The sequence below is a fragment of the Burkholderia mayonis genome (assembly GCF_001523745.2).
Lineage (GTDB): Bacteria > Pseudomonadota > Gammaproteobacteria > Burkholderiales > Burkholderiaceae > Burkholderia > Burkholderia mayonis.
This window is the reverse complement of record NZ_CP013387.1, coordinates 1,443,895-1,465,825: the sequence shown is the minus strand read 5'-3', so window position 1 is coordinate 1,465,825 and position 21,931 is coordinate 1,443,895. Positions and strand designations below refer to the sequence as shown.

Below are 21,931 nucleotides of genomic sequence, written 5' to 3'. Positions count from 1 at the left end.
TCGCCGCAATCGTCCCGGGGTGCGCCGCGCCGGTGCGGCCAACGCCGCGCACGCGCCGCCGGCCGCGCGATCGATCGCGGGCGGCGCGCCGGCAAGCCGCCCGTCGCCACCCCTTACTCGATCGGCCATTCCCTTCGCGGCCGCGCCCAGAACAGCATCAGCACGAGCGCGCCGAACATCCCGCCCAGATGCGCGAAATGCGCGATGCCGCTGGCCGCGCCGGCGACGCCGAGCAGCAACTCGACGCCCGCGTAGACGAGTGCGAACACCCACGCGGGCATCGGAATCGGCGGAAACAGCAGCACGACGCGGCGCGACGGATACAGCAGCGCATATGCGGCGAGCACGCCGAACACGCCGGCCGACGCGCCGATCGTCGGCGCGGCGCCCGTCGCCGTATAACGGGCGACGACGAGCTGCGTGAGCGCGCCGCAGACGACGCTCGCGAGATAGAGCGTGCCGAACCGCGCGCGGCCGAGCGAGCGCTCGACGTCGCGGCCGAACATGACGAGCCCGAGCATGTTGAAGATCAGGTGCGACAGCCCCGCATGCAGCGCGCTGTACGTGACGATTTGCCAGACATGGAACGCCGGCGCGCCGGCCGCGGCGCCCGTGCTGAGCCGCGGCGGCCACAGCGCGAACAGCGTGAGCACGCGGTCGGGATCGGCGAGCTCGATGAAGAAGCCGATCAGGTTCAGGACGACGATGGCGAGCGTCATGGCGGCCGCGGGCGGGAAAAGTGGGGCGTCGACGGTCATTATGCCGGCATCGCCCGGCCCCCGCCGACGCGCGACAGCGCGCGGCGCGATCGATGCGATCGCATTTCCCGTCGACCGTGGATCGTGAGCGGCTTGCGCCGCGCATCGCGGCATCGGATCGTTCCGGCATCGCGACAGCGGGCGTTGCAAACCGCTTCGGCCAGCCGTTCCGTCGCGCCGGCCGAGGGTGCCGCATAGGGCGACCGGACCGCCCGCATCGGCTTGCCCGCCGCCGGGTTCTTATCGATAATAGCCGGGCCATCAGGGGGAGCCGGGCGATCGGCTGAGAGGTTCCGCGCAAGGAACGACCCCTAAACCTGATCCGGGTAATGCCGGCGTAGGAATGAGGTCCGCCATGGCTTGTCCGAAGCTCGCCGGTCGCCGCGCCGCGGCCGCGCTCTCCGTGTTTCCCGTGTTTCCCGTTCCGCTCGGCGCGCGCCGATGACGCCGTCCGTCATCGCGCTCGTCCTGTTCGCGGCGATCCTGCACGCGACGTGGAACGCGCTGCTGAGAAGCGGCGCGGACCGTCTGTGGAGCATCACCATGATGAGCTTCGCGACGACCGCCGCCGCCGCCGTCTGCGCGGCGCTGCTGCCGCTGCCCGCGCGTGCGAGCTGGCCGTATCTGACGGCGTCCGCCGCGCTGCAGGTCGGCTACAGCGTGTTTCTCGCGTACGCGTATCAGGGCGCGGCGCTCAGCCAGGTCTATCCGGTCGTCCGCGGCACGGTGCCGTTGCTCGTCACGCTGGGCGGCTACGCATGGGCGGGCCAGCGCCTGGGCGGCGCGTCGCTCGCGGGCGTCGCGCTCGTATCGGGCGGCATCGCGAGCCTCACGCTCGGCCGGTCGCGGATTCATCTGCGCTCGTTCGCCGCCGCGCTCGTCACCGCGCTCTTCATCGGCGGCTACGTGACGGTCGACGGCGTCGGCTCGCGCATCGCGGGCGATCCGCTCGCGTACGCCGCGTGGATCTTCATCGTCTACGGCATCGCGATGCCGGCTGTGTTCTTCCTGTTCGGCCGCCGTTTGAGCGACGGCTTCACGCGCGGCGAAATGCTGAAATCCGCGGCGGGCGGGCTGATCTCGCTCGTCAGCTACGCGGCGGTCGTCGACGCGCTGTCGCGCGGTCCGGTCGGTCCGATCGCCGCGCTGCGGGAGACGAGCATCGTGTTTTCGGCGTTGATCGGCTGGGCGTGGCTCGGCGAGAAGCCGAGCGGGCGGCGCTTCGCCGCCTGCGCGGCGGTGGCGGTCGGCGCCGCCTGCCTCACGTATCCCGCTTGAGACGCAAGTGTTCGCGCGACGTGCGACGGCGGCCCATGATGCGCGGTCGGACGACGCGTGCGTGAATGGCGGAAGCCGAGGGCGCGACAACATAAATGCGGGTTTCCATCGAAGCGCGCTTTCAGTTACTTTCAGCTATATTGGTATGACAAAATATTCCGGCTGATCCTGACGATTTACTTTCAGCCGCGAACCGGTCCGAGTGCCGTCGACGGCTGCTTGACCGTCGTCGACCGTACCGCGGATTCGCGCCTTTCCGATGTCTTTTCCACGGGATGATTGCGCACCACCGTTCGAGAGCAATCGCAGGCACCCGGGAGCATATCGGCGACCGGGGGTGGCTGGCATCGATCGAGGCATGGCCACGAGATGCGCAAGCCGAACTGCGAGAGCGTGCAGCTACAGGCAGCCGCCGACCTTGCGAATCGAATTTCGACGCGCGTTTGAGGCCCCGAAAACTGACGAGAAGATCGGTTGGCGATTCATAAACGCGGTATCGCTCGGGCTCGATCCGATCGATGACGAGAACGTCTTGGGGATTCAGCGCATTCGAAGGATGTAGGAGCCGCCCGACGCTCCGCATCCGCGCGACGCATTTGGCAAAACCGAATGAAAAAGGTCGATCGAGGCCTCTCTCGATTCTCAAAGGCATGAATGAGGAGACAGCAACGATGGAACATTTTTTTAACGTCATCATTGGCGGCGGCCCAGCGGGAATCAACATGGCTCTCGAATTCGAGAGAAGGGGGATTGAATATCTTTTGCTCGAGGCGAACGAGACTGTCGGTGGGCAGTGGGATCGATTTCCGGTATGCGGACAGCTTATTTCGCTAAACAAAAGATACGTTCCCGGCGATAGCCATACTTATCGGATGCGATACGACTGGCACACATTGAGCACCATCGATGCCGATGATGTGACGAACGATCCCAAGCTGCGATTCACGGAGTGGACGTCGGAGCATTGGCCGTCGGCAAGAATTTACAACGAGTATCTGAAGTACGTCGCGGAAAAGAAGGGGCTGTCGAAACACATTCGGACGCGTGCTCGCGTGCAGCGCATAGCGCGCGAAGGCGGGTACTTCGTTCTCGCCGTATCGAACGCGCCGTGCATCACCGCGGATCGTATTTTCTGCGCTACCGGCAAGTCGGAGCCGATCGTTCCGGATATCAAGGGGCTCAATGCCGAGACCTGCACTTTCTACGGGGACTTCGAGCCCGATACCGCGGTGGAACGCTACCGGAACAAGGTCGTCATCATTCTGGGCCGCGGCAATTCCGCATTCGAGATTGCACACCACCTCATCGACATCACGGCGGAGACGCGCGTCGTCACGCGGTCTCTACCCATGTTCGCCCGGCAAACACACAACGTGCATGACTTGCGGGCACAAGTCTCCGACGTGTTCGATCTGATGCAGCTCAAATCCAACAACAATATCGTGAGCGATCGCATCGTCGAAGTCAGGCGAATCGCCAGCGGCAAATACGAAGGCCGCTTGCTGGTTCGCTACGAAACGCCTTGCCCCCACTGGTCTCCGCCAAGGTGGATGAAGCGAACCGGCATCGTGGACGACGTGATCGTATGTTGTGGCTTCAATTACACGCTGCCCGGCGTTTTCGACATGGAAACCGTACGGCCGGCCATTGACGAAAAGGGAAAATACTGCCTGCTGACATCGAGTTGGGAGTCGGTCAGCGTGCCGGGTCTCTACTTTCTCGGCGCTCCGATGCGCGTCAATGATCCGGATGCCGCTTCCGGATTTGTTCACGGCTTCCGCTGCAACATTCAGGCACTCGGATACATCGTCGCCGAAAAATATCACGACATGGTGCTCGAACCGGTATTCGAATGCGATGTTCCGCTAGCGCACCCTTCCGACCCGCTCATTTATCTTTCTGAATTTCTCGTCGAACTCGTGAGCACGAGCATGCCGTTGTTCGAACTGTTCGGCTACTTCGGGTGCACGGTGACGTTCGAGCCAAGCGGCGACGAAGGCTTGATCCGAGCACGTGTATGGCCCGCATTTCCGCGAGCATATAACCTTGAACGCTGGGGCAAGGAGCCGACGAGGCTCGAAATCGTTTTCGAGTATGGATTCAGCCGATACGGCAACGGCGAACTGCCGACTCACTATTTCGCGCTGCCCGCCGATCATTTCGATACGTCCCGGAGCGCATATATCCATCCGGTGTTTCACGTCTATCGGGAAGGCGTCGAAGTGGATTCTTTCCATATGCAGGAAAGCCTCATCAGCCGCTGGGATCTCGACGATTATGTCGACGAGGAAACCAATCTCGACCAGTACAAGAACGTCGCATTCAATGCGTGTGCATGCGCGCTGGGTCTGGATGAACGTCGCAGCATGTTGCCCGTGCTCGAGGAGTTTGTGGACGCATGCTATCCGTTGATGAGCGAAGAAGAGGTGGCCGAGGCACTTCGAATTCAGCCGACGCTGGCTTTGCTCGCGAACCGTTCTTGATTGCGTGTCGAGACCTGTAACTGTATAAATACTGATATTCATTCACCAACTCACCCTGTAAACCGCCGTCGGTACATCACCGATCGATTCAAATCGGCATGAGCCGGTGTTTGTTGTCGACCGATTGGGGAAAACCGAATGCTGGCGTACGGTTTGGCAATTGATCATGCCAGGCGGCGAACGGCATTGGAAAATGACGAATGCCGACTGTTTAGCGACGGTCCAGGGGCGATTATGAGGGCGGCTCAATGTCTGGAAACTTCACGGCGCTCGATGGCCTGCTCGGGCTTGTATTTACCTCTGCAGTGTTGATCGCCGTTCCCGGGCCAAGCATCATGTTTCTTGTCGGGCAGGCGATGACGGCGGGGCGGCGCAGCGCGATGCGCGGCGTCATCGGCAACGCGATAGGAACATATTGCGTCGCAGTGATCGTTGCGCTGGGAATCGGCACCTTGCTGATGCGCGCCGACAGCGTCCTGACGGGTATTCGATTGCTCGGCGCCGTCGTCCTGCTGGCCATCGGTGTTCAATATCTGTTAACCAGATCGCTGCCCGTAGCGGAAGTCCGGGCGCCTGCCAAGCGGAAGCAAACGTTGGTCGCCGGCGTCATCGTGGGCATCACCAATCCCAAAGCCCTGATCATGTTCGGTACGATCGTGCCGAGTTTCCTGAGCAGAGGGGTCGAAAGTCCAGTGGAGTCGCTGCTCTTCTTTTCGCTGGTGCCCATCGGCTTGGGTTTGTTGATCGATTCGGCGTGGGTCGCCACCGCTCATGCCGTCAGTTCACGCGCGTTCTTCAATGAGAAAGGATTCAAGCTGATCAATATCGCGGGCGGGGGCTTGATGATCGCGATGGCCGTTCTCTTGGCGATCGAGACGTTGCGTTGACGGCAGGTCTTCGCGCATCCTCCGGAGCGGTGCGCCGCGGCCGCGGCATTGCGCCGAATGGCGGCCGTACGATGTCCCGCTGTCGTCGAGATCGACCGCGCCCGCGCTGACGGCGCTGTCGGCAATGGCCGGGCAGGCGCGAGAGCCCGTCGTCGAGCGCTCGGCCGGCCAGCAGTCGAGCGCTTCGAATGCCGCGCGCTCAACCCGCCGCATGCCGCTCCGCTTCGGCGAGAAACGCCTCCCGCGCCCGCAGTTCGCCTTCCTTGAAATACCCGCCGCGCAACGTCCGTGCGATTCCGGGCGCGCCGAAATCGCCGCGTCCGTGAAAGATCCGCCGGTTGTCCCATGCGACCATGTCGCCTTGCGACCACACATGCAGATACGATCGCATCGTCGCGACGATGCGCGCCTTGAACGCGTGATATGCGCGGAAGAACGGCATCAGATCGTCGAAGCCGATGCCGTCGAAGAACATCTTCGTCGGATTGTTGACGAGGCGCTCGACGGAGCCGTCCGGACGCAGCCGGACGATCGGCGTCCGATGCTCGTAGCGCTTGCGCGCATTCGGATAGTCGGCGCGGTAGACGACGCGGGTGTGCGCGAGCCGCTCGAACATGTCCGGCGACGCGTCGCGCAACTCGGACAGGACCGCCCAGCCGTCGACGAAGCGCGTGCAGCCGACCTGCTCGCGCGCGCAGCGCGGATCGACGTCGAGACCGTAGAGGAACTGATAATCGGGCGGCGGCGAGCAGTACGGGATGTCGGTGTGCAGCGGCAATGCCTTCGTGCTGAACGACACGCTATCGGTTACGTCGTCCGCTTTCACGTCGAGATCGAAAAAGTCGCCGAAGTACGACGGGTCGAGAAAGCCGGCGAGCCGCTTGCGGACGTCGTCGAACGGCGGCGCGACGCCGTCGCTTGCCTTCAGCACGACGATGCCGAATTCGAACAGCTGATTCAGCGCGCGCCGCAGCGTGGCGTCGCTTTCCAGCACGTCGGCGATGCCGAAATGGCTCGCCGACGGCGCGCCGCGCTCGGGCCAAGGCGTCCAGCGCAGCCGCTCTGCCTGCCGCTCGGTCACGGGGGCGGCGTCGCGGTAGTCGCTGCGCTCGAGCCAGTCGAGCGCGTACGTGCTGACGTGCGCGTCCCGCCAGACGATCCGCAGCCCGTGCGCGTCGAGCGACACGCGCTCGGGCTGGATGCCTGGCGAAATCGCGCCCGGATCGAAGTGGCGTTGCCGGCAGTAGCCGTTGAAGCAGTCTGCGCACTCGCAAGCCTGGCGCAGCCACACCCAGTGATAGCGGCTCGAACGGCCAGATTCCCAGTCGATCTGCAGATGATCGGAATGCGACGTCAGCATGTCAGCTCCTTCGGAATACACGTCGTACGGACGAACTATCGGCGCTGCGCGATGAATAGCCCTTGCAGCAGGCATCCTTCCTCGACGAAGCGGATCTTGCGCTGCCAGCGCTCGACGATGTGCTCGGCGTCGGGCGTGTCGATCGACGGATCGCGCGTCGCGACGCGCGTCTCGTAGCGATGCAGGTCGTCGATCAACTGGCGGCGCGCGTCGGCGCTGACGTCGCGCGCCGCCACGACATCGAAGCCGGCGTTCGCGACGATGCGCGCGTAATCGTCGATCGTCTTCAGGTCGTAGCCGGACACCGACGCGTAAGCGTCGAACGCGAGCGACGAGCGGCCGCGGCAGAAGTCGGTCACGTACAGGCGGCCTTGCGGCGCGAGCAGCGCGTGGCAGCGCGCGAACAGCGACGGCTTGTCGTGCTCGTACATCAGCACGTCGCGCGAATAGACGATGTCGAAGCGCTCGCCGGAGAGAGCGTCGTCATGGATGTCGGCGTTGACGAAGCGCACGCACCGCCGCGGATCGAGCGCCGGCTGCCGGGCGGCCGCGAGTTCCGTCATCCGCGGCGCGGTATCGAGCCCGACGACCGTCACGTCGAAGCGGCTCGCGAGATGAAACGCGGCGCCGCCGAGGCCCGAGCCGATGTCGAGCAGGTGCATGCCGGGCTCGATCGACATTTTGTCGGCGAGCATCGTCTTGAATCCTTCGATGCCGCCCGGGCTTTGAAAACCGTCGCCGTAGATAATTTCAGAACGAAGAATATTGTGCTCGTTTGAATAGCGCTGTGCTTCATATTCGCTGGACAGCTCGATCGGATGCGTTTGCATAATCGATCACCTTTTTTAGTTTGCAGTCGCGTGACGATGAGATGTTCCGTGCCGGATGACGGCACGGAGTGGAACAACGTTACGGATTACGGCAAATTCAGGCTGATGCGCAACCGGATACGCCGACTACATCCGGGCGTGCGGCGGAAATACCGCCGGGCGGCCAGACGGACCGGTTGGGCCCATGCGGCGGCGCTATGCCGAAAGACGTATTGAATCGGCGATGGTTAATAGGTATAGCAACGCCCTGTTTCATTTGTCAATCGGTCGGCGCAATATTTGTTGAATACTCACGAATATACGAGGATCGGCAATTTCGTTAAGCAAATCGCATTCGAGCGAATCGATAGGATTGTGTTAGGCTAAGCGCTCTGCGAAATTTCCGAAAACGGGGAGACCGCTGAATCGCGAAGCGAAAATATGCGCTCGCAAAATCCTGGCGAATTCGTCCGGATTGTTTCTTCATTAATCATAGAGGCGGCCAACTACCGTCGATTTGCGCGTCGGGGCCGAACGAAAGCGCGCGCGGAGAGAGACGAAGATGCGGAGCATCAACGATGACTGACCCGAAAAGCGCGGGCGCCGCGCCACGTGAACCTGCGGCGCTCGCGACACCGCGCGTCGCGGTGATCGCCGTCACGTTTCGCGGCGACGAAGTGATCCTCGTCCAGCGCGGCAAGGAGCCGCAGAAGGGCACGTGGGGCTTCCCGGGCGGCTCGGTCGAGCCTGGCGAGCGCCTGCACGACGCGGCCGCGCGCGAGCTGTTCGAGGAGACCGGCGTGCGCGCGGAGGTCGGCGATCCGATCGACGTCGTCGAGGTGATCGGCTTCGATCCGGGCGGCCAGCACCACCACTACGTGCTGATCGCGATGCCGTGCCGCTATGTCGAGGGCGCGCTGCGGCCGGGCGACGACGCGGCGGACTGCCGCTGGGTCCGCGTGCCGGACGGCGTGCTCGAATTCCCGGGCGTCCTCGCAGACCACGTCACGCGCGTGGCGCTGCGAGCGCACGCCATCTGTCATTCCAACCAAAAGGAAAATAACCGATGAAGCGTATGTTCTTGGGCGGACCGTTCAAATCCCTGGTCGACAAGCACACCGGCATCATGCCGGAAGACAGCATCGACCTGTTTCGCCGCGTGATCGATCATTTCGAGGATCGCGGCTGGAATGTGCACTGCGCGCACCGGCGCGAGCATTGGGGGCGCGAATTCATGACGCCCGCCGTGTGCACGAAGACGGACTACGAGCAGATCAGCCTGTGCGACTACTTCGTCGCGTTCCCGGGCGCGCCCGCGTCGCCCGGCACGCACATCGAGCTCGGCTGGGCGTCCGCGCTCGGCAAGCGGATCGTGCTGCTGCTCGAAACCGGCAGGGAATACGCGTACCTCGTGCGCGGGCTCGATGAGATCACGCACATCGAACGCGTCGAATACAGCGACGGGCGGATCGACCCGGCCGCGATCGAAGCCGCGATCGGCCGCTTCGACGCGAGGGGCTGACATGCGGCGCTATCCGGGTCTCAGCGAGCTCTATCTCGCCACGCTCAGGGACGTCTGCGGCGCGTACGAATACCGGAGCGCGCCGCGCGGGCACGCGGAGCGCGAAATCATCGGCTACGGCGCACGGATCGACGATCCGCGCGCGCGCTTCTGCCGGCACGCCGCTCGCAGGCAGAACGTCGTCTTCAACTACGCCGAGGCGCTGTGGTATCTGTCCGGCCGCAACGATCTCGAGTTCATCGAGCACTACGCGCCTTCGATGGCGCGCTACAGCCCCGACGGCAAGCATCTGCCCGGCACCGGCTACGGCGCGCGGCTGCTGCATTACGGCGAGGGCGCGCTCGACCAGATCGAGCGCGCGGTCGACATCCTGTCGCGCGACGACGCCGAGAGCAAGCGCGTCGTGCTGCAGATCTTCAGCGCCGACGAAGATCTGTACCGGCGCAACATCGACGTGTCTTGCACGCTCGGCCTGCAATTGCTGCTGCGCGACGGCCGGCTGCACACGGTGGCCTTCATGCGCGCGAACGACGCGTACATCGGGCTCCTGAACGACGTCTTTTCGTTCACGTTCCTGCAGGAGTACGTTGCGTCGCGACTAGGATGCGAGGTCGGCGCGTATTCGCACCACGTCGGCTCGATCCACGTGTACGACGACAACCTGCCGCGCGTGCAGGCGCTCCTCGACGACGTCGAAGCGGCGATCGTCACCGCCGAAGCGCCGCCGCGGATGCCGGCGGGCACCGGCCCCGCGACGATCCGGCGCGTGCTCGACCACGAAGGCCGGATTCGCGCGGGGCAGATGTCGTTGGCCGCGCTGCAGGACGTCGATTTCCACCCGTACTGGCGCGACGTGCTCGGCCTGTTCTGGATCTATCGCGAGATCAAGTCCGGCAATCCGCCGCCCGACGACGCGCTCGCGTTCGTCGGCCCGTTCCATCGCGCCTATCTCCTGAACCGCTGGGACATGGCGTCCGCCTCGCCTCAATAACGCACAAGGACCAACAATCTCGATGAAGACCGACTGGACCGAACAGCAGGTTTCGCAACGCTTCGACGCATACGACGACCGGATCGAGGACCGCTTCGGCTACCGGCCGCTCATCGCCGAGCTGACGGGCGCGCACGGCACGGCGATCCGCGTGCTCGACTACGGCTGCGGCGGCGGCAAGGTGTCGCGGCGGCTGAAGGCGGCGGGCGTCGCGCACGTGACGGGCGTCGACATCGCGACGACGATGATCGACAACGCGAACGCGGCCGGCGCCGACTCGGGTTTGCAGTTCGCGCACATCGACGGGCCGTCGCTGCCGTTCGCCGACGCGAGCTTCGATGCTGCGATCAGTTGCTTCCTGTTCGTCAACATCCCGGATCGCGCGGAGCTCGTGCGCGTCGCCGCCGAGGTGCTGCGCGTGCTGAAGCCGGGCGGCACGTATTACGTCCTCGATACGAACCCGCGCACGACGGGCGTGCAGTTCCCGACGTTCCGCAACGGCGAGCCGGGCGTCGTCTATCGCGACGGCGACACGCGTCCGGTGTATCTCGACGTGCCCGGCATGGGCGTGTTCGACGTCGTCGACACTCACTGGGACATCCCGACGTACCGCCGCACGCTCGAAGAGGCAGGCTTCGCGCTTGCCGCGACGACGGAGCTCGGCTTCAGCGCGGCGGAAGCGGACGGCGCTCCCCGCGCATATGCGGACGCCGAAGGCAGCAAGCCATTCGTGTTGTTCAAGGCGACGAAGCCGCGGCGCTGAAGCGGCGGTCGTGCGCGGCGCGGCGTTCGCCCCGCGATGCGCGCGGGCGACCGAACGCCGCCGCAGTGCCCGTGCGCCCGCCGATCGCCGCACGGGAGCGGGAAAGCACGCGGGCGTTTCCCGTGCGACCGGTCGCACGAACGGGCGATGCGGTTCGCCGACGGGCGCCGCATCGCTCGAATATCCATTAAAAAAGATGAATCACGAGGGAACATGATCGCGAACGTACTGACGATCGCCGGCACCGACCCGACAGGCGGAGCGGGCATTCAGGCCGATCTCAAGGCATTTTCGGCGATGCGCGCGTATGGGATGTCGGCGATCACCGCGGTCGTCGCGCAGAACACGACCGGCGTGCGCGGTTTCCGCGCGCTCGATCCGGCGTTCGTCGCGGACCAGATCGACGCGGTGTTCGACGACGTCGCCGTGCACGCGGTCAAGATCGGCATGATCGCGACGGCGGCGATCGCGGAGGCGGTCGCCGCGGCGCTCGTCAGGCATCGCGCCGCGCCGATCGTGCTCGATCCGGTCATGGTCGCGAAAAGCGGCGACCGGCTGCTCGATCCGGACGCGGTCGACGCGATTCGCGACAGGCTCGTGCCGATCTCGACGCTGATTACGCCGAATCTGCCGGAAGCGGGCGTGCTGCTCGATCGAAGCGAGCCGCGCACGCTGGACGAGATGCATACGGCGGCGGCCGAGCTGCACGCGCTCGGCCCGCGCTGGGTGCTGCTGAAGGGCGGCCATCTGGCGGGCGAGCGCAGCGTCGACGTACTGCGCGGCCCGGCGGCGGCGACGGTCGAGCTGTCCGCGCCGCGCGTCGCGACGAAAAACGACCACGGCACCGGCTGCACGCTGTCGGCCGCGATCGCCGCGCTGCTGCCGAGCCATTCGGTCGAGGACAGCGTGTGCCGCGCGAAGGCGTATCTGGGCGACGCGCTCGCCGCGTCCGGCAAGCTCGATGTCGGCCGCGGACACGGGCCCGTCCATCATTTCCACGCGCTATGGAATTGACGCTTCCGCCGCTCGCAGCGCCGAAGCGCATCCACGCCCACGACTCATTCGACGAGGATTCATCATGCGTCGCCTCTTGTGCTGTATCACGATCGTTCTGGGCTTCCTGGCCGCCGCGCCGTCGCACGCGGGCAGCGTGGCCGCCGTCCAGCAACTGACGGTCGCGCTGTATCCGTGGGTGCCGCGCGTCGACCAGTTCAAATCCGCGATCGAGACCGAATGGAAGAAGGTGCAGCCGGCCGTCGCACTGCAATTCATGTCCACCGAAGAATGGGACGGCGGCTACCGGAACAATCCGCCCGCGAACGCCGACGTCTATGTGTACGACGCGATTTTCTTCGATTACTTCCGCAGCCAGAACTGGCTTGAGCCGCTCGCGGCGAACGAGATCCTGAACATCGGCGATTTCCTGCCGTACGCAATCGACGGCGTGAAGGCGGGCGACCGGTACTACAGCATCCCGCAGCTCGGCTGCGCGAACGTGCTGTTCTATCGGAAGGACGACGCGGCGCTCGCGGCCGCGACGACGCTCACGCAAGTGCACGGCGCGCTCAAGCAGTGCACGTTCACGAGCGAGATTCCGCCCGACAAGCGCGGGCTGATGATCGACATGTCCGGGCGGACGACGAACGCCGCGCTGTATCTCGACGCCGCGCACAGCCGGACGGGCGCGTATCCGCTGCCGCTGCCGTGGAGCGCGAACGACCTGAACGGCGAGGCGGTCGCGAGCCTGCGCTCGCTGATGGCGATGTCGAGCTGGCTGAACGCGACGGCGGAGCTGCCCGGCCAATATGACCGGTCGACGTGGTTCAGCGACGGCGAAGGCCGCGCGGTGATCGGCTATTCGGAATCGATGTCCGCGATGAGCGAAGCGGCGCGGCAGAATCTCGACTTCAAGTTCCTGCCGCTGTCGGACGAGCCTCAGCCGCCGCTCTTCTATGCGGACGTGATCGGCGTGAACACGACGACGCACGCGCGCGGTACGCGGGCGCTCGCCGTGCAGCTCGCGAACGTGATCGCCGCGTCGTCGACGATGGTGCAAAGCGTCGGGCCGGACCAGAGCGGCGTGCCGCAGTATCTGTTCTCCGCGCGGCGCAGCGTATTGCAGACGCTCGCGCAGCGCTATCCGCTCTATCGGAAGATGGTCGCGCTGCTCGATGCGCGCGAGCCGGTGATGTTCAAGATCGATGCGCAGTCGCGCAACTGGCTCGCGTCGATGAGCGGACCGATCGCGCAGCGCGCGCGCACCGGCTATCCGTGCGGCTGCGACGTCGACACCACGCTGCCGATTGCCGACTATCGCGGCGCGCAGGCCGTGTGTCCGACCGTCTGCGCGACGCAGGGCGGCTGGAACGGCCAGTGGACCAATCAGTCGCCCGCGGCGCCCGCCGGCGCGTCCGCGTGCGGTTGCAACGCGTGCGCGACGCCGGCCTCCGCGAAATAGCCGAGTGTGCTCGCGACCCGCACCGATCGCGCCGGCCGCGCGAAGCCGTGACGGGCGGCGTCCGGCCAGGCCGAAACGGCGGGCCGGACGCCCGACGCGCGCAGCGCCGGCCTTTTGCCGGCGCGCGCGTCTACAGTTGCGCCCACGCGCACATCTGCCCGAAGGATTCGACCTGAGCGCGGGATTCGTAGATTTCGCACTGCAGGTCCCCGCTCAGCCGGTCGAACTCGATTCGCTTGCCGTTGCCGAGCAGCGTCCATTCGGGATCGGTGGACAGCGCCCGCAGGATTTCCGCATGCCATGAACTGAGCTTCGTGGCCGTTCCGCCGTCGACCGGAATCTCATACGACATCTTCGGCAGCGGCAGCCCCGCGGTCGCGAACAGTTTGACCATCCGGTGCGCGACGTCGAATGACGGGAACATCCGCTTGCAGCGATCGAGAATCTCCATCGCAACCGAGTCCCACAGGTTGATGGGCGGCATCGATATCGGCTTGCGGAAGAAGTCGGGCTCGTGGAACGCGACGAATCCGCCTGGCTTCACGAAGCGCGCCGCGTGGCGGATGAACTCCGCGACGTGAAGCTGATGCATCAGCACGCACCGGGCGACCACGACGTCGAAGCTGTGCGCGCCCTCGACCTGATCGAGACCGCATGCGCGGAAGCGAACGTTGTGCAGACGCGCGCGCTCCGCGTTGGCGATCGCTGCGTCGATCGCGATGTCGCTCTGGTCGATCGCGACGACGGCGCCGGCCGGGCCGACCATCTCGGCCGCCAGCATGCTGACGCCGCCCGTCCCGCAGCCGATGTCGAGCACGCGCATCGAAGACCGGAGGTGCGTGGATTCGAGCAGGCGCCGCGTGATCGGCTTCAGCATCTCCGACTGGAAGTCCAGTCGGCGAAGCTCTATCGGGGAATGGCCCAATACATATTTGGACATTGTTCGTTTGATCTCCTCTTGACGATTCGTAGTCGGTGGCGGAAGCGCGTCGGGCGTCGCATGTCGCTTGTGCGACGCGCGCACTCGCCGCGAACGGCCAGTGACGACGCGCGCATTGGGCGGATGGCGCCCGTGCCGCGTGGCCGATGCCGCTGCGCGAAGCCGGCTCGCGTAATCGGCGGGCCGGCGTCACGGCGTCACGAAGGCCGTCGCAACTGCGCAAGCGATCGGCCATGCGGCGGCAGCGTCGAACGCGATACGCGATACGCGATACGCGATACGCGAGCGCACCGCACGTGCTCGACACGCGTTCGTGATGCTTGTTGGCGGGCGGAGCGCGGCAAGACGCTCGTGCATGACAGCAACGCGACGCACACGGACGCCTCGATTTGCTGGTCGGCTGATCGGCGGGACTTCGCGAAACGGCGACCGGGATCGTTCGATGTCCGATCACATTTCAGGCACGCCAATGTGCGTGGTACAGCTTCCGAATCGATGCGACCGTTCTTTTCCGATACTGTGCGTATTCGCCGCGAAACGCGCATCGGAGCCCATGCGATTCACAGCGAATCCTGCTTTGATAGCACGCAGTTTCCTTGGCGAAAAGCACGAAGCTTCGGAGGCCGCGCGTCATCCGAACCATCGACGCGGCGGCTGCGAACGCACGCGTTGAGCAATGGGCAATGCCGATCGACGCTGCGGTCAACATGCGCAGGATTTGTTTCGGCACCTTGACGGCTGGCGTCGCTGCCGGCTTGCATGCCATTGCGGACATTCGAGTCGCCTATCGTCACGATCGACGAATGTAGCGAATGAGACGAACCTCGCGCGCGTGGCCAGGGGAGCTCAACGACGCGGCGAACGCCAAACGAATGCGATGCGAGCGCGCCGCTGCCGGCTCGCTCCGCTCCGCGCGAGCCTCGCAGACGAAGGCGGACGACCCGCCAACCCGGCGCCGCCGCACGTCGCGCCGCCGCAACCGCGCTTCCGGCCCCCTTGACCTGCATCAACCCGTCAATCACCAGCGAACCGCATTCTTTGCATCAGCGAAACAGTGCGCGCCGAGCGGACGTGTGCGTCTTCGCCGCCCAAACGGAGGAACCGCCATGCGAAACGCTGTTCATCGATCGATGCGCGTCGTCGCAACGGTCGCAACGGTCGTAACTGTTGCCGCCGTCGCCGCATTCGGCTCGGCAGCCGTCGCGAACGAAACGCTCGAACCCGCCACGCAAAACGGCATCGCCTATCTGACGGGCGGTGTCGGGCAGGACGAAGTCGACGCGTTCCGCGCGGCCGCGCCGAAATACAACCTGCGCGTCAGGTTCGTGTCGCGCAACGGCGAATACCTGTCCGACGTCGACGTCACGATTCGTGCGGCATCGGCTCAGCCCGTGCTGATCGTCCACACGACAGGCCCGTTCCTGTATGCGCGGCTGCCGGCGGGGCAGTACCGGATCGACGCACACTACGGCGGCGCCGACCAGCGCCGCAGCGTGCGCGTGCCCGCGCGCGGCGGCGTCCAGGTCGATTTCCGCTGGGCCGAACCTGATCGCCGCGGCGCGATGCAGATATGCGACCCGTGCCCTGGCAAGCGTCAGCCGTGAGCGGCGCCCGGTCGGCGCCGACGGGCCGGCCTGCAAGCGCGCGCCGGGCCGCGTCCGCATGAGCACGGATCCGGCCGCGCATCGCGCACGGGCCGGCGCGCCCGATGCGCCCGAGCCGACCGGCGACGCGTGGCGGCGCGCGCCGCCAGACGGCCTGTCGAGTGCGCAGGCGGCCGAGCTGCGCGAGCGCTTCGGCCCGAACGCGATCGATACGGGCGGTCGGCACGGCTGGTGGCGCACGTCGCTCGACGTGCTGCGCGAGCCGATGCTGCTCCTGCTGCTCGGCGCGGGGGCCGTCTATCTCGCGCTCGGCGAGCTGCAGGACGCGCTGACGTTGCTCGCGTTCGTCGCCGCGATCGCCGTGCTGACGATCGTGCAGAGCCAGCGCACGGCGGGCGTGCTCGCCGCGCTTCGCGCGCTGTCCGCGCCGCGCGCCGACGTGATGCGCGACGGCGAGCGCCGGCTCGTCTCGGCGGCCGAGCTCGTGCCGGGCGATCTGCTGTGGATTGCCGAAGGCGCGCGCGTACCGGCCGACGGCTGGCTCGTCGACGTGCACGAGCTGAGCGTCGACGAATCGCTGCTGACGGGCGAATCGGCGCCAGTCGACAAGGCGGCCGCGCGGCCCGGCGCGCCGATGCCCGACGGAACCGCGTGCCGTCTGTACTTCGGCTCGATGGTCGTGCGCGGGCAGGGGCGGATGATCGTGACCGACACCGGGCCGCGCACGGCGCTCGGCCGGATCGGCAAGGCGCTGACCGGCATTGCGAGCGCGCCGTCGCCGCTGCAGCGCGACGCGAGAACGCTGGCGAACCGGATCGCGCTCGTCGCGCTCGCGCTGTGCATCGTGCTCGTCGCCGTCTACCGCTGGCGCTCGGGCGAATGGCTGCCCGGCGTGCTCGCCGGGATCACGCTTGCGATGGGCATCTTTCCCGAGGAAATTCCGGTCGTGATGACCGTGTTCATGGCACTCGGTGCGCGCCGCATTGCCGACGAAGGGATGCTGACGCGGCGCATGAGCGCGATCGAAGCGCTTGGGCAGACGTCGGTGCTGTGCGTCGACAAGACGGGTACGCTGACGCAGAACCGGATGACGGTGCGCGCGCTGTTCGCGAACGGCGAGCAATGGACGCTCGGCGACGATGCGGTCGACATCGGCGAGCCATTTCGCGAACTGCTCGAATATCTGGTGCTCGCGAGCGAGATCGAGCCCGTCGATCCGATGGAGCGCGCGTTTCAGCGCGCGGGCCGGCAATGCCTGGCGGGCACCGAGCATCTGCACGAGGACTGGTCGCTCGTCCAGGAATACGCGCTGACGCCGGCGCTGCCGGCGATGTCGCACGTGTGGCGCGCGCCGCGGCTCGATCATTGTCCGGTCGCGTGCAAGGGCGCGCCCGAGGCGATCTTTTCGCTGTGCCATCTCGACGATGCGCCGGCGCGCGCGCTGCTCGCGCAGGCCGAGCGGATGGCCGCGCGCGGGCTGCGCGTGCTCGGCGTCGCGCGGGCCGCGCACGCGCGCGGCGAGTGGCCCGCGCAGCAGCATGACTTCGACTTCCGTTTCGTCGGCCTCGTCGGATTGATCGACCCGGTGCGCGCCGAAGTGGCCGACGCCATTGCCACCTGCCGCTCTGCCGGCATCCGCGTCGTGATGATCACAGGCGATTATCCGTCGACTGCGCGTGCGGTCGCGGGCGAAGTCGGCATCGATGTCCATGCGGTCGTCACGGGCGACGAGATCGCCGCGATGAACGACGCGGCGCTCGACGAGGTCGTCGAGCATGCCGACGTGTTCGCGCGCGTGCGGCCGGACCAGAAGCTGCGCCTCGTCGCGGCGCTCGAGCGCGGCGGGCGGGTTGTCGCGATGACGGGCGATGGCGTCAACGACGCGCCCGCGCTGAAGGCCGCGCACGTCGGCATCGCGATGGGGCTGCACGGCGCCGAGGTCGCGCGCGAGGTCGCCGCGCTCGTGCTGCTGCGCGACGATTTCACGCCGATCGTATCGGCGATCCGTCAAGGCCGGCGCATCTACGCGAATCTGATGCAGGCGCTCGGCTACACGGTCGCTGTCCATCTTCCGATGATCGCCGCGGTGATGGTGCCCGCGCTGCTCGGCTGGCCCGCGTTGCTCGCGCCGCTGCACATCGTGTCGCTGCAGCTCGTGATCGATCCGGCATGCTCGCTCGTGTTCGAAAACGAGCCCGCCCGCGCCGACGCGATGCGCGCGCCGCCGCGGCCGCGTCATGTGCGGCTGTGGTCGTCGCCGCTCGTCATGCAGGGCGCGGTGGCCGGCGCGCTCGCGGCGGCGGGCGTCGTCGGCCTGTACGCGCTGCTGCTCGTGCGCAACGGCGATCCGACGTTCGCGCGCACCTGCGCGTACGTCGCGCTCGTCGCGGTCAACGTAGGCCTGATCTTCGTCGTCCGGGCGCTCGCGGGCGGCACGCGCGCGCAGATGCCTTTCGCGGGCAACCGGTATCTGTGGGCAGTGCTCGCGTTCGCCGCGTGCGGGCTGCTGTCGCTGCTCGCGATTCCGCAGTTGGCGTCGCTGTTCGGCCTCGTGCCGCTGCTCGCGCACTGACGGCGCATGTCCGGACCCGTGGCGTTTCGGAACCGATCCGAGGAATCACGTCCATGTCGATCGACGCCCCGCCGCACCGCATGCACTGCGGCCGAACGCAGGCCAACGGCGAGTGCCGACGCTTCGTCGCGTCACCACGCCCGGCGCGACGACGAATCGGACCGCAATCGACGACGTGCCGGCCCGCCGCATCACCGCGCGGCCGACACGCGAAGGCCGGCTCGCGAACGCGATCGGCAGCAGGATCTCGATATTCGGCTCGCGCGTTTGCAAGACGACCTCCCGGCCGACGGCCCGTCGTCACGGTTCGGTTCCGAACGCGGCCACGGTGCGGCGATTGACGCAGGTCAAGGCCCGTCCGGGCGCAACACCTAGGCTTGTTTCGCATGCGATCGATGTGGCGATCCGGCGAACATCGGGCGTGGCGCGTCGATCAAGGAGCGAAGCGAAATGACCGCACTTTGGGAGCATTTCCAGCATGACGCGGATGTCGGCGTGCGCGGCGTCGGCGAGACGCTCGCGCAGGCCTACGAGCAGGCCGCGCTCGCGCTGACGGCGATCGTCGCGAACCCCGCGTCGGTCCGGCCGCTGCGCGCGTTCGAGATCGCCTGCGCGGAGACCGACCGCGAGCTGCTGCTCGTCGACTGGCTCAACGCAATCGTCTACGAAATGGCGGTGCGCAAGATGCTCTTCAGCCGTTTCGACGTGACGCTCGCCGACGACGGCCTGCACGCGCACATCGCAGGCGAGCCGGTTGACGTCGCGCGGCATCGTCCGGCCGTCGAGCCGAAGGGCGCGACCTACACCGCGCTGCGCGTGGATCGGCTCGACGACGGCGCGTGGATCGCGGAATGCGTCGTCGACGTCTGAACGGAGCATGCCGATGGACCTGACTCTGCTGAAGCAGCACGGCGAGTTCGAATGGCACATTCCGCCGACGGGCGGCATGCGCGTGCCCGGCATTCTCTATGCAGACCGCAAGCTGATCGGCGACATGGATCAGAAGGTATACGAGCAGGTCTGCAATGTCGCGACGCTGCCGGGCATCGTCGCCGCGTCGTTCGCGATGCCGGACGCGCACTGGGGATACGGCTTCCCGATCGGCGGCGTCGCGGCGTTCGACGCGCAAGCGGGCGGCGTGATCTCGGCGGGCGGGGTCGGTTTCGACATCTCGTGCGGCGTGCGCACGTTGCATACGGGGCTTGCGCGCGCGGACGTCGATGCAGTGAAAAAAAAGCTCGCCGATGCGCTGTTCACGCACATCCCGGCGGGCGTCGGCAGCACCGGTCGGCTCAGGCTGTCCGCCGCGAAAACGGACGACATGCTGACGGGCGGCGCCGCGTGGGCCGTCAAGCAGGGCTACGGGACGCCGCTCGATCTCGAACGCATCGAGGAGGGCGGCATGGTGCCGCACGCGAAGCCGTCCGCGGTGTCGGCGCTCGCGAAGAAGCGCCAGCGCGACGAGATGGGCACGCTCGGTTCCGGCAACCACTATCTCGAAGTGCAGGAAATCGACGATATATACGATCCGGCGTGCGCGCAGCGCTACGGACTGCGGCGCGGGCAAGTCGTCGTGACGATTCACTGCGGATCGCGCGGGCTCGGTCACCAAATCGGCACCGAATTCCTGAAGGAGATGGTGATCGCCGCGACAAGCTACGGCATCGCGCTGCCCGACCGCGAGCTCGCGTGCGCGCCGATTCTGTCGGATCTCGGCGAGCGCTATCTGGGCGCGATGCGCGCGGCGATCAACTGCGCGCTCGCGAACCGTCAGATCCTCACGCATCTGACCCGGGAAGTGTTCGCGAAGGTGCTGCCGGCCGCGCAACTGACCCTGCTTTACGACGTTTCGCACAACACCTGCAAGGTCGAAGAGCACGTGATCGACGGCCGCCGCCGGCAGCTCTACGTCCATCGCAAGGGTGCGACGCGCGCGTTCGGGCCCGGCCATCCGGCGCTGCCCGACGCGCTGCGCGACGCCGGCCAGCCGGTGCTGATCGGCGGTAGCATGGGAACAGCGTCGTACATCCTGGCCGGCGCGGACGCGGCGGGCGGCGAACGTGCATTCGGCTCCGCGTGCCACGGCGCGGGCCGCAGCATGAGCCGCTTCGCGGCTGCACGGCGCTGGCGCGGCCGGGCGCTCGTCGACGAGCTCGCGAGCCGCGGCATCCTGATCCGCAGCCCGTCGGACCGCGGCGTCGCCGAAGAGGCGCCGGGCGCGTACAAGGATGTCGGCGCGGTCGTCGACGCGGCCGCCGAGGCCGGGCTCGCGCGCAAGGTCGCGCGGCTCGTGCCGATCGTCTGCATCAAGGGTTGACGCGATGCGTCGAGCCGGAGCGAAACGAGCGGCCTCAACCGGAACGGGAGAAAAACCATGTCCATGAAGCTCAATTCCGCATCGCACCCCGCCACTGCGACCGAAATTCGCGACATCGTCGGGCCGATCGAAGACGACGTCATCGCGAAGATCCTCGAAATCGAACCGACGAGTACCGAGGTGCTCGATGCATACACGTGGTTCAGATCCGACGAACGCCTGCAGTTCCGCCTCGATCGCGAACCGCACGGCCGGACCGCGCGCGTGCTCGAGGTGCTGGAGCGCGAGGAGCCGGACGGCGACGACATGCGCCCGTGAATTCGCACATTCGAAAGCGGCGCGGGTGCGATGGACGCAAGCGTACCGCGCCCGCGCCGCACGAACGCGTTTGCGATTGCGACTACGTCAGTCATCGTCGGAAACAGGCAGGCGAATCGTCATGGTCAAGGCGAACCGCAACTTTCGGACCACGTCCGCCGCACAGCCGGCAACGCCTCCCGTTGCCCGCGGGCGCGCGCCCGGCAAGCCGCCGCGTCAGCGGGCGCTGCGGGCGTTCCTGTCCGCGCGCGTCGGCGCCGAATGGACTTCGGTGCGCGCGGAACTCGCGCGACGCTTCCCCGAGCAGCCCGACGTTCCGGCCGATCTCGTGGCGACGCATACGTCGTCGAAGCACGGGCGTGTTCGCGTTCACTCGCCGCACGGCGTCGTCGCGCTCGAGGACGCGAACTGTGCGTTCTACGTCCATCCGGAGCTCGGCACGCTGATGCGCAACGCCGCGCTCGCGTCGCGCGTGCAGCACGAGAAGGAGCGCGAAGCGCGACGTGCGGAGGAATTGCACGCGCGGATGCGTCCGGTGTCCGCGCATACGCAGGCGCACAAGATCGGACCCGCATGGTATCTGGTCGAACTCGACTATCTGCCGTTCCCGCGCCGTGAAACCGCCGAGACGGGCGCGCGCCACGCGCACGAGCACGAAACCGTGTTTGACGCGGTGCTGAGCCGCGTCGTCGACGCGTCGGACCGCTTCGACCTCGAGCACATTTACGGCCGGCGCGGGGTATACGGCGCACGCAAGCGCGAACTGTCGTATCGCGAGCTGCGCGATTTCGGCCTGCTATCGTCAGTCAAGACGTGACGGGCGGACGGGATCCCGGATGGACGGCGCACGATGCCCGGACATGTCCGGACC

The 21,931-nt window shown here is 66.6% G+C and carries 20 protein-coding genes and 1 riboswitch; of the genes, 16 read left to right on the top strand and 4 right to left on the bottom strand.

Annotated features, from left to right (window positions below; translation table 11 throughout):
- Positions 1-113: 113 nt before the first annotated feature.
- Complete coding sequence (locus tag WS70_RS25115) at positions 114-719, bottom strand: rhomboid family intramembrane serine protease (protein WP_059472040.1); 606 nt, start codon at positions 717-719, stop codon at positions 114-116.
- A 293-nt stretch (positions 720-1,012) separates the two neighbouring features.
- Positions 1,013-1,119: riboswitch (TPP riboswitch) on the top strand.
- A gap of 80 nt (positions 1,120-1,199) precedes the next feature.
- Between WS70_RS25115 and WS70_RS25105 the strand changes: the two genes are divergently transcribed.
- From WS70_RS25105 to WS70_RS25090, 3 genes are all read left to right on the top strand, one after another.
- Positions 1,200-2,036 carry a DMT family transporter gene (locus tag WS70_RS25105; RefSeq protein ID WP_059598181.1) on the top strand — a complete coding sequence of 279 codons (837 nt, stop codon included), beginning with the start codon at positions 1,200-1,202 and terminating at the stop codon, positions 2,034-2,036.
- A gap of 671 nt (positions 2,037-2,707) precedes the next feature.
- Complete coding sequence (locus tag WS70_RS25095; RefSeq protein WP_082722410.1) at positions 2,708-4,519, top strand: NAD(P)-binding domain-containing protein; 1,812 nt, start codon at positions 2,708-2,710, stop codon at positions 4,517-4,519.
- A gap of 248 nt (positions 4,520-4,767) precedes the next feature.
- Positions 4,768-5,406 (top strand): LysE family translocator, encoded by a 639-nt coding sequence (locus tag WS70_RS25090; protein WP_059472007.1) that lies wholly within the window; start codon positions 4,768-4,770, stop codon positions 5,404-5,406.
- A 199-nt stretch (positions 5,407-5,605) separates the two neighbouring features.
- On the opposite strand, the gene WS70_RS25085 is transcribed toward WS70_RS25090, so the two are convergent.
- Positions 5,606-6,766: a TauD/TfdA family dioxygenase gene (locus WS70_RS25085; RefSeq protein ID WP_059598179.1), complete on the bottom strand. Its 1,161-nt coding sequence runs from the start codon at positions 6,764-6,766 to the stop codon at positions 5,606-5,608.
- Between the two features lie 35 nt (positions 6,767-6,801).
- Complete coding sequence (locus tag WS70_RS25080) at positions 6,802-7,596, bottom strand: methyltransferase domain-containing protein (RefSeq protein ID WP_059598178.1); 795 nt, start codon at positions 7,594-7,596, stop codon at positions 6,802-6,804.
- A 557-nt stretch (positions 7,597-8,153) separates the two neighbouring features.
- On the opposite strand from WS70_RS25080, the gene WS70_RS25075 reads away from it, so the two are divergent.
- The 6 genes from WS70_RS25075 to bcmE all read left to right on the top strand — a co-directional run bounded on the left by WS70_RS25075 (position 8,154) and on the right by bcmE (position 13,309).
- A complete protein-coding gene (locus WS70_RS25075) occupies positions 8,154-8,645 on the top strand; it encodes an NUDIX hydrolase (RefSeq protein WP_059472010.1) in 492 nt (163 codons plus the stop codon).
- Complete coding sequence (locus WS70_RS25070; protein WP_059472011.1) at positions 8,642-9,097, top strand: nucleoside 2-deoxyribosyltransferase; 456 nt, start codon at positions 8,642-8,644, stop codon at positions 9,095-9,097. Before WS70_RS25075 ends, WS70_RS25070 begins: the two co-directional genes overlap by 4 nt.
- A gap of 1 nt (position 9,098) precedes the next feature.
- Positions 9,099-10,088, top strand: a complete 990-nt coding sequence (locus WS70_RS25065) for a thymidylate synthase (protein ID WP_059472012.1) — start codon at positions 9,099-9,101, stop codon at positions 10,086-10,088.
- Between the two features lie 22 nt (positions 10,089-10,110).
- Positions 10,111-10,851, top strand: a complete 741-nt coding sequence (locus WS70_RS25060) for a class I SAM-dependent methyltransferase (RefSeq protein ID WP_059472013.1) — start codon at positions 10,111-10,113, stop codon at positions 10,849-10,851.
- Between the two features lie 213 nt (positions 10,852-11,064).
- The gene (gene thiD, locus WS70_RS25055) at positions 11,065-11,865 is read left to right on the top strand and encodes a bifunctional hydroxymethylpyrimidine kinase/phosphomethylpyrimidine kinase (RefSeq protein ID WP_059472014.1); all 801 of its coding nucleotides are present in this window, start codon (positions 11,065-11,067) and stop codon (positions 11,863-11,865) included.
- Between the two features lie 64 nt (positions 11,866-11,929).
- Positions 11,930-13,309, top strand: coding sequence for a thiamine pyridinylase (bcmE, locus tag WS70_RS25050; protein ID WP_059598177.1), 1,380 nt, complete (start codon positions 11,930-11,932; stop codon positions 13,307-13,309).
- A gap of 130 nt (positions 13,310-13,439) precedes the next feature.
- On the opposite strand, the gene WS70_RS25040 is transcribed toward bcmE, so the two are convergent.
- Positions 13,440-14,249 (bottom strand): SAM-dependent methyltransferase, encoded by an 810-nt coding sequence (locus WS70_RS25040; protein ID WP_082716268.1) that lies wholly within the window; start codon positions 14,247-14,249, stop codon positions 13,440-13,442.
- Between the two features lie 1,106 nt (positions 14,250-15,355).
- Here WS70_RS25040 and WS70_RS25030 point away from each other — a divergent pair.
- The 7 genes from WS70_RS25030 to WS70_RS25000 all read left to right on the top strand — a co-directional run bounded on the left by WS70_RS25030 (position 15,356) and on the right by WS70_RS25000 (position 21,877).
- Positions 15,356-15,853, top strand: a complete 498-nt coding sequence (locus WS70_RS25030) for a hypothetical protein (protein WP_059472017.1) — start codon at positions 15,356-15,358, stop codon at positions 15,851-15,853.
- Positions 15,854-15,911: 58 nt separating this feature from the next.
- Entirely contained in the window at positions 15,912-18,425 is a 2,514-nt protein-coding gene (locus tag WS70_RS25025) for a cation-translocating P-type ATPase (RefSeq protein ID WP_059598175.1), read from the top strand.
- 112 nt (positions 18,426-18,537) lie between these two features.
- Positions 18,538-18,879 (top strand): hypothetical protein, encoded by a 342-nt coding sequence (locus WS70_RS31865; RefSeq protein WP_156438207.1) that lies wholly within the window; start codon positions 18,538-18,540, stop codon positions 18,877-18,879.
- The gene (locus tag WS70_RS25015; RefSeq protein WP_059598174.1) at positions 18,876-19,295 is read left to right on the top strand and encodes an archease; all 420 of its coding nucleotides are present in this window, start codon (positions 18,876-18,878) and stop codon (positions 19,293-19,295) included. The genes WS70_RS31865 and WS70_RS25015 overlap by 4 nt, the downstream gene beginning before the upstream one ends.
- Before the next feature lie 13 nt (positions 19,296-19,308).
- Positions 19,309-20,742: an RtcB family protein gene (locus tag WS70_RS25010; RefSeq protein WP_059472041.1), complete on the top strand. Its 1,434-nt coding sequence runs from the start codon at positions 19,309-19,311 to the stop codon at positions 20,740-20,742.
- Between the two features lie 63 nt (positions 20,743-20,805).
- A complete protein-coding gene (locus tag WS70_RS25005) occupies positions 20,806-21,060 on the top strand; it encodes a hypothetical protein (protein ID WP_059472020.1) in 255 nt (84 codons plus the stop codon).
- A 121-nt stretch (positions 21,061-21,181) separates the two neighbouring features.
- Positions 21,182-21,877 carry a hypothetical protein gene (locus tag WS70_RS25000; protein ID WP_059472021.1) on the top strand — a complete coding sequence of 232 codons (696 nt, stop codon included), beginning with the start codon at positions 21,182-21,184 and terminating at the stop codon, positions 21,875-21,877.
- Positions 21,878-21,931: the final 54 nt, after the last annotated feature.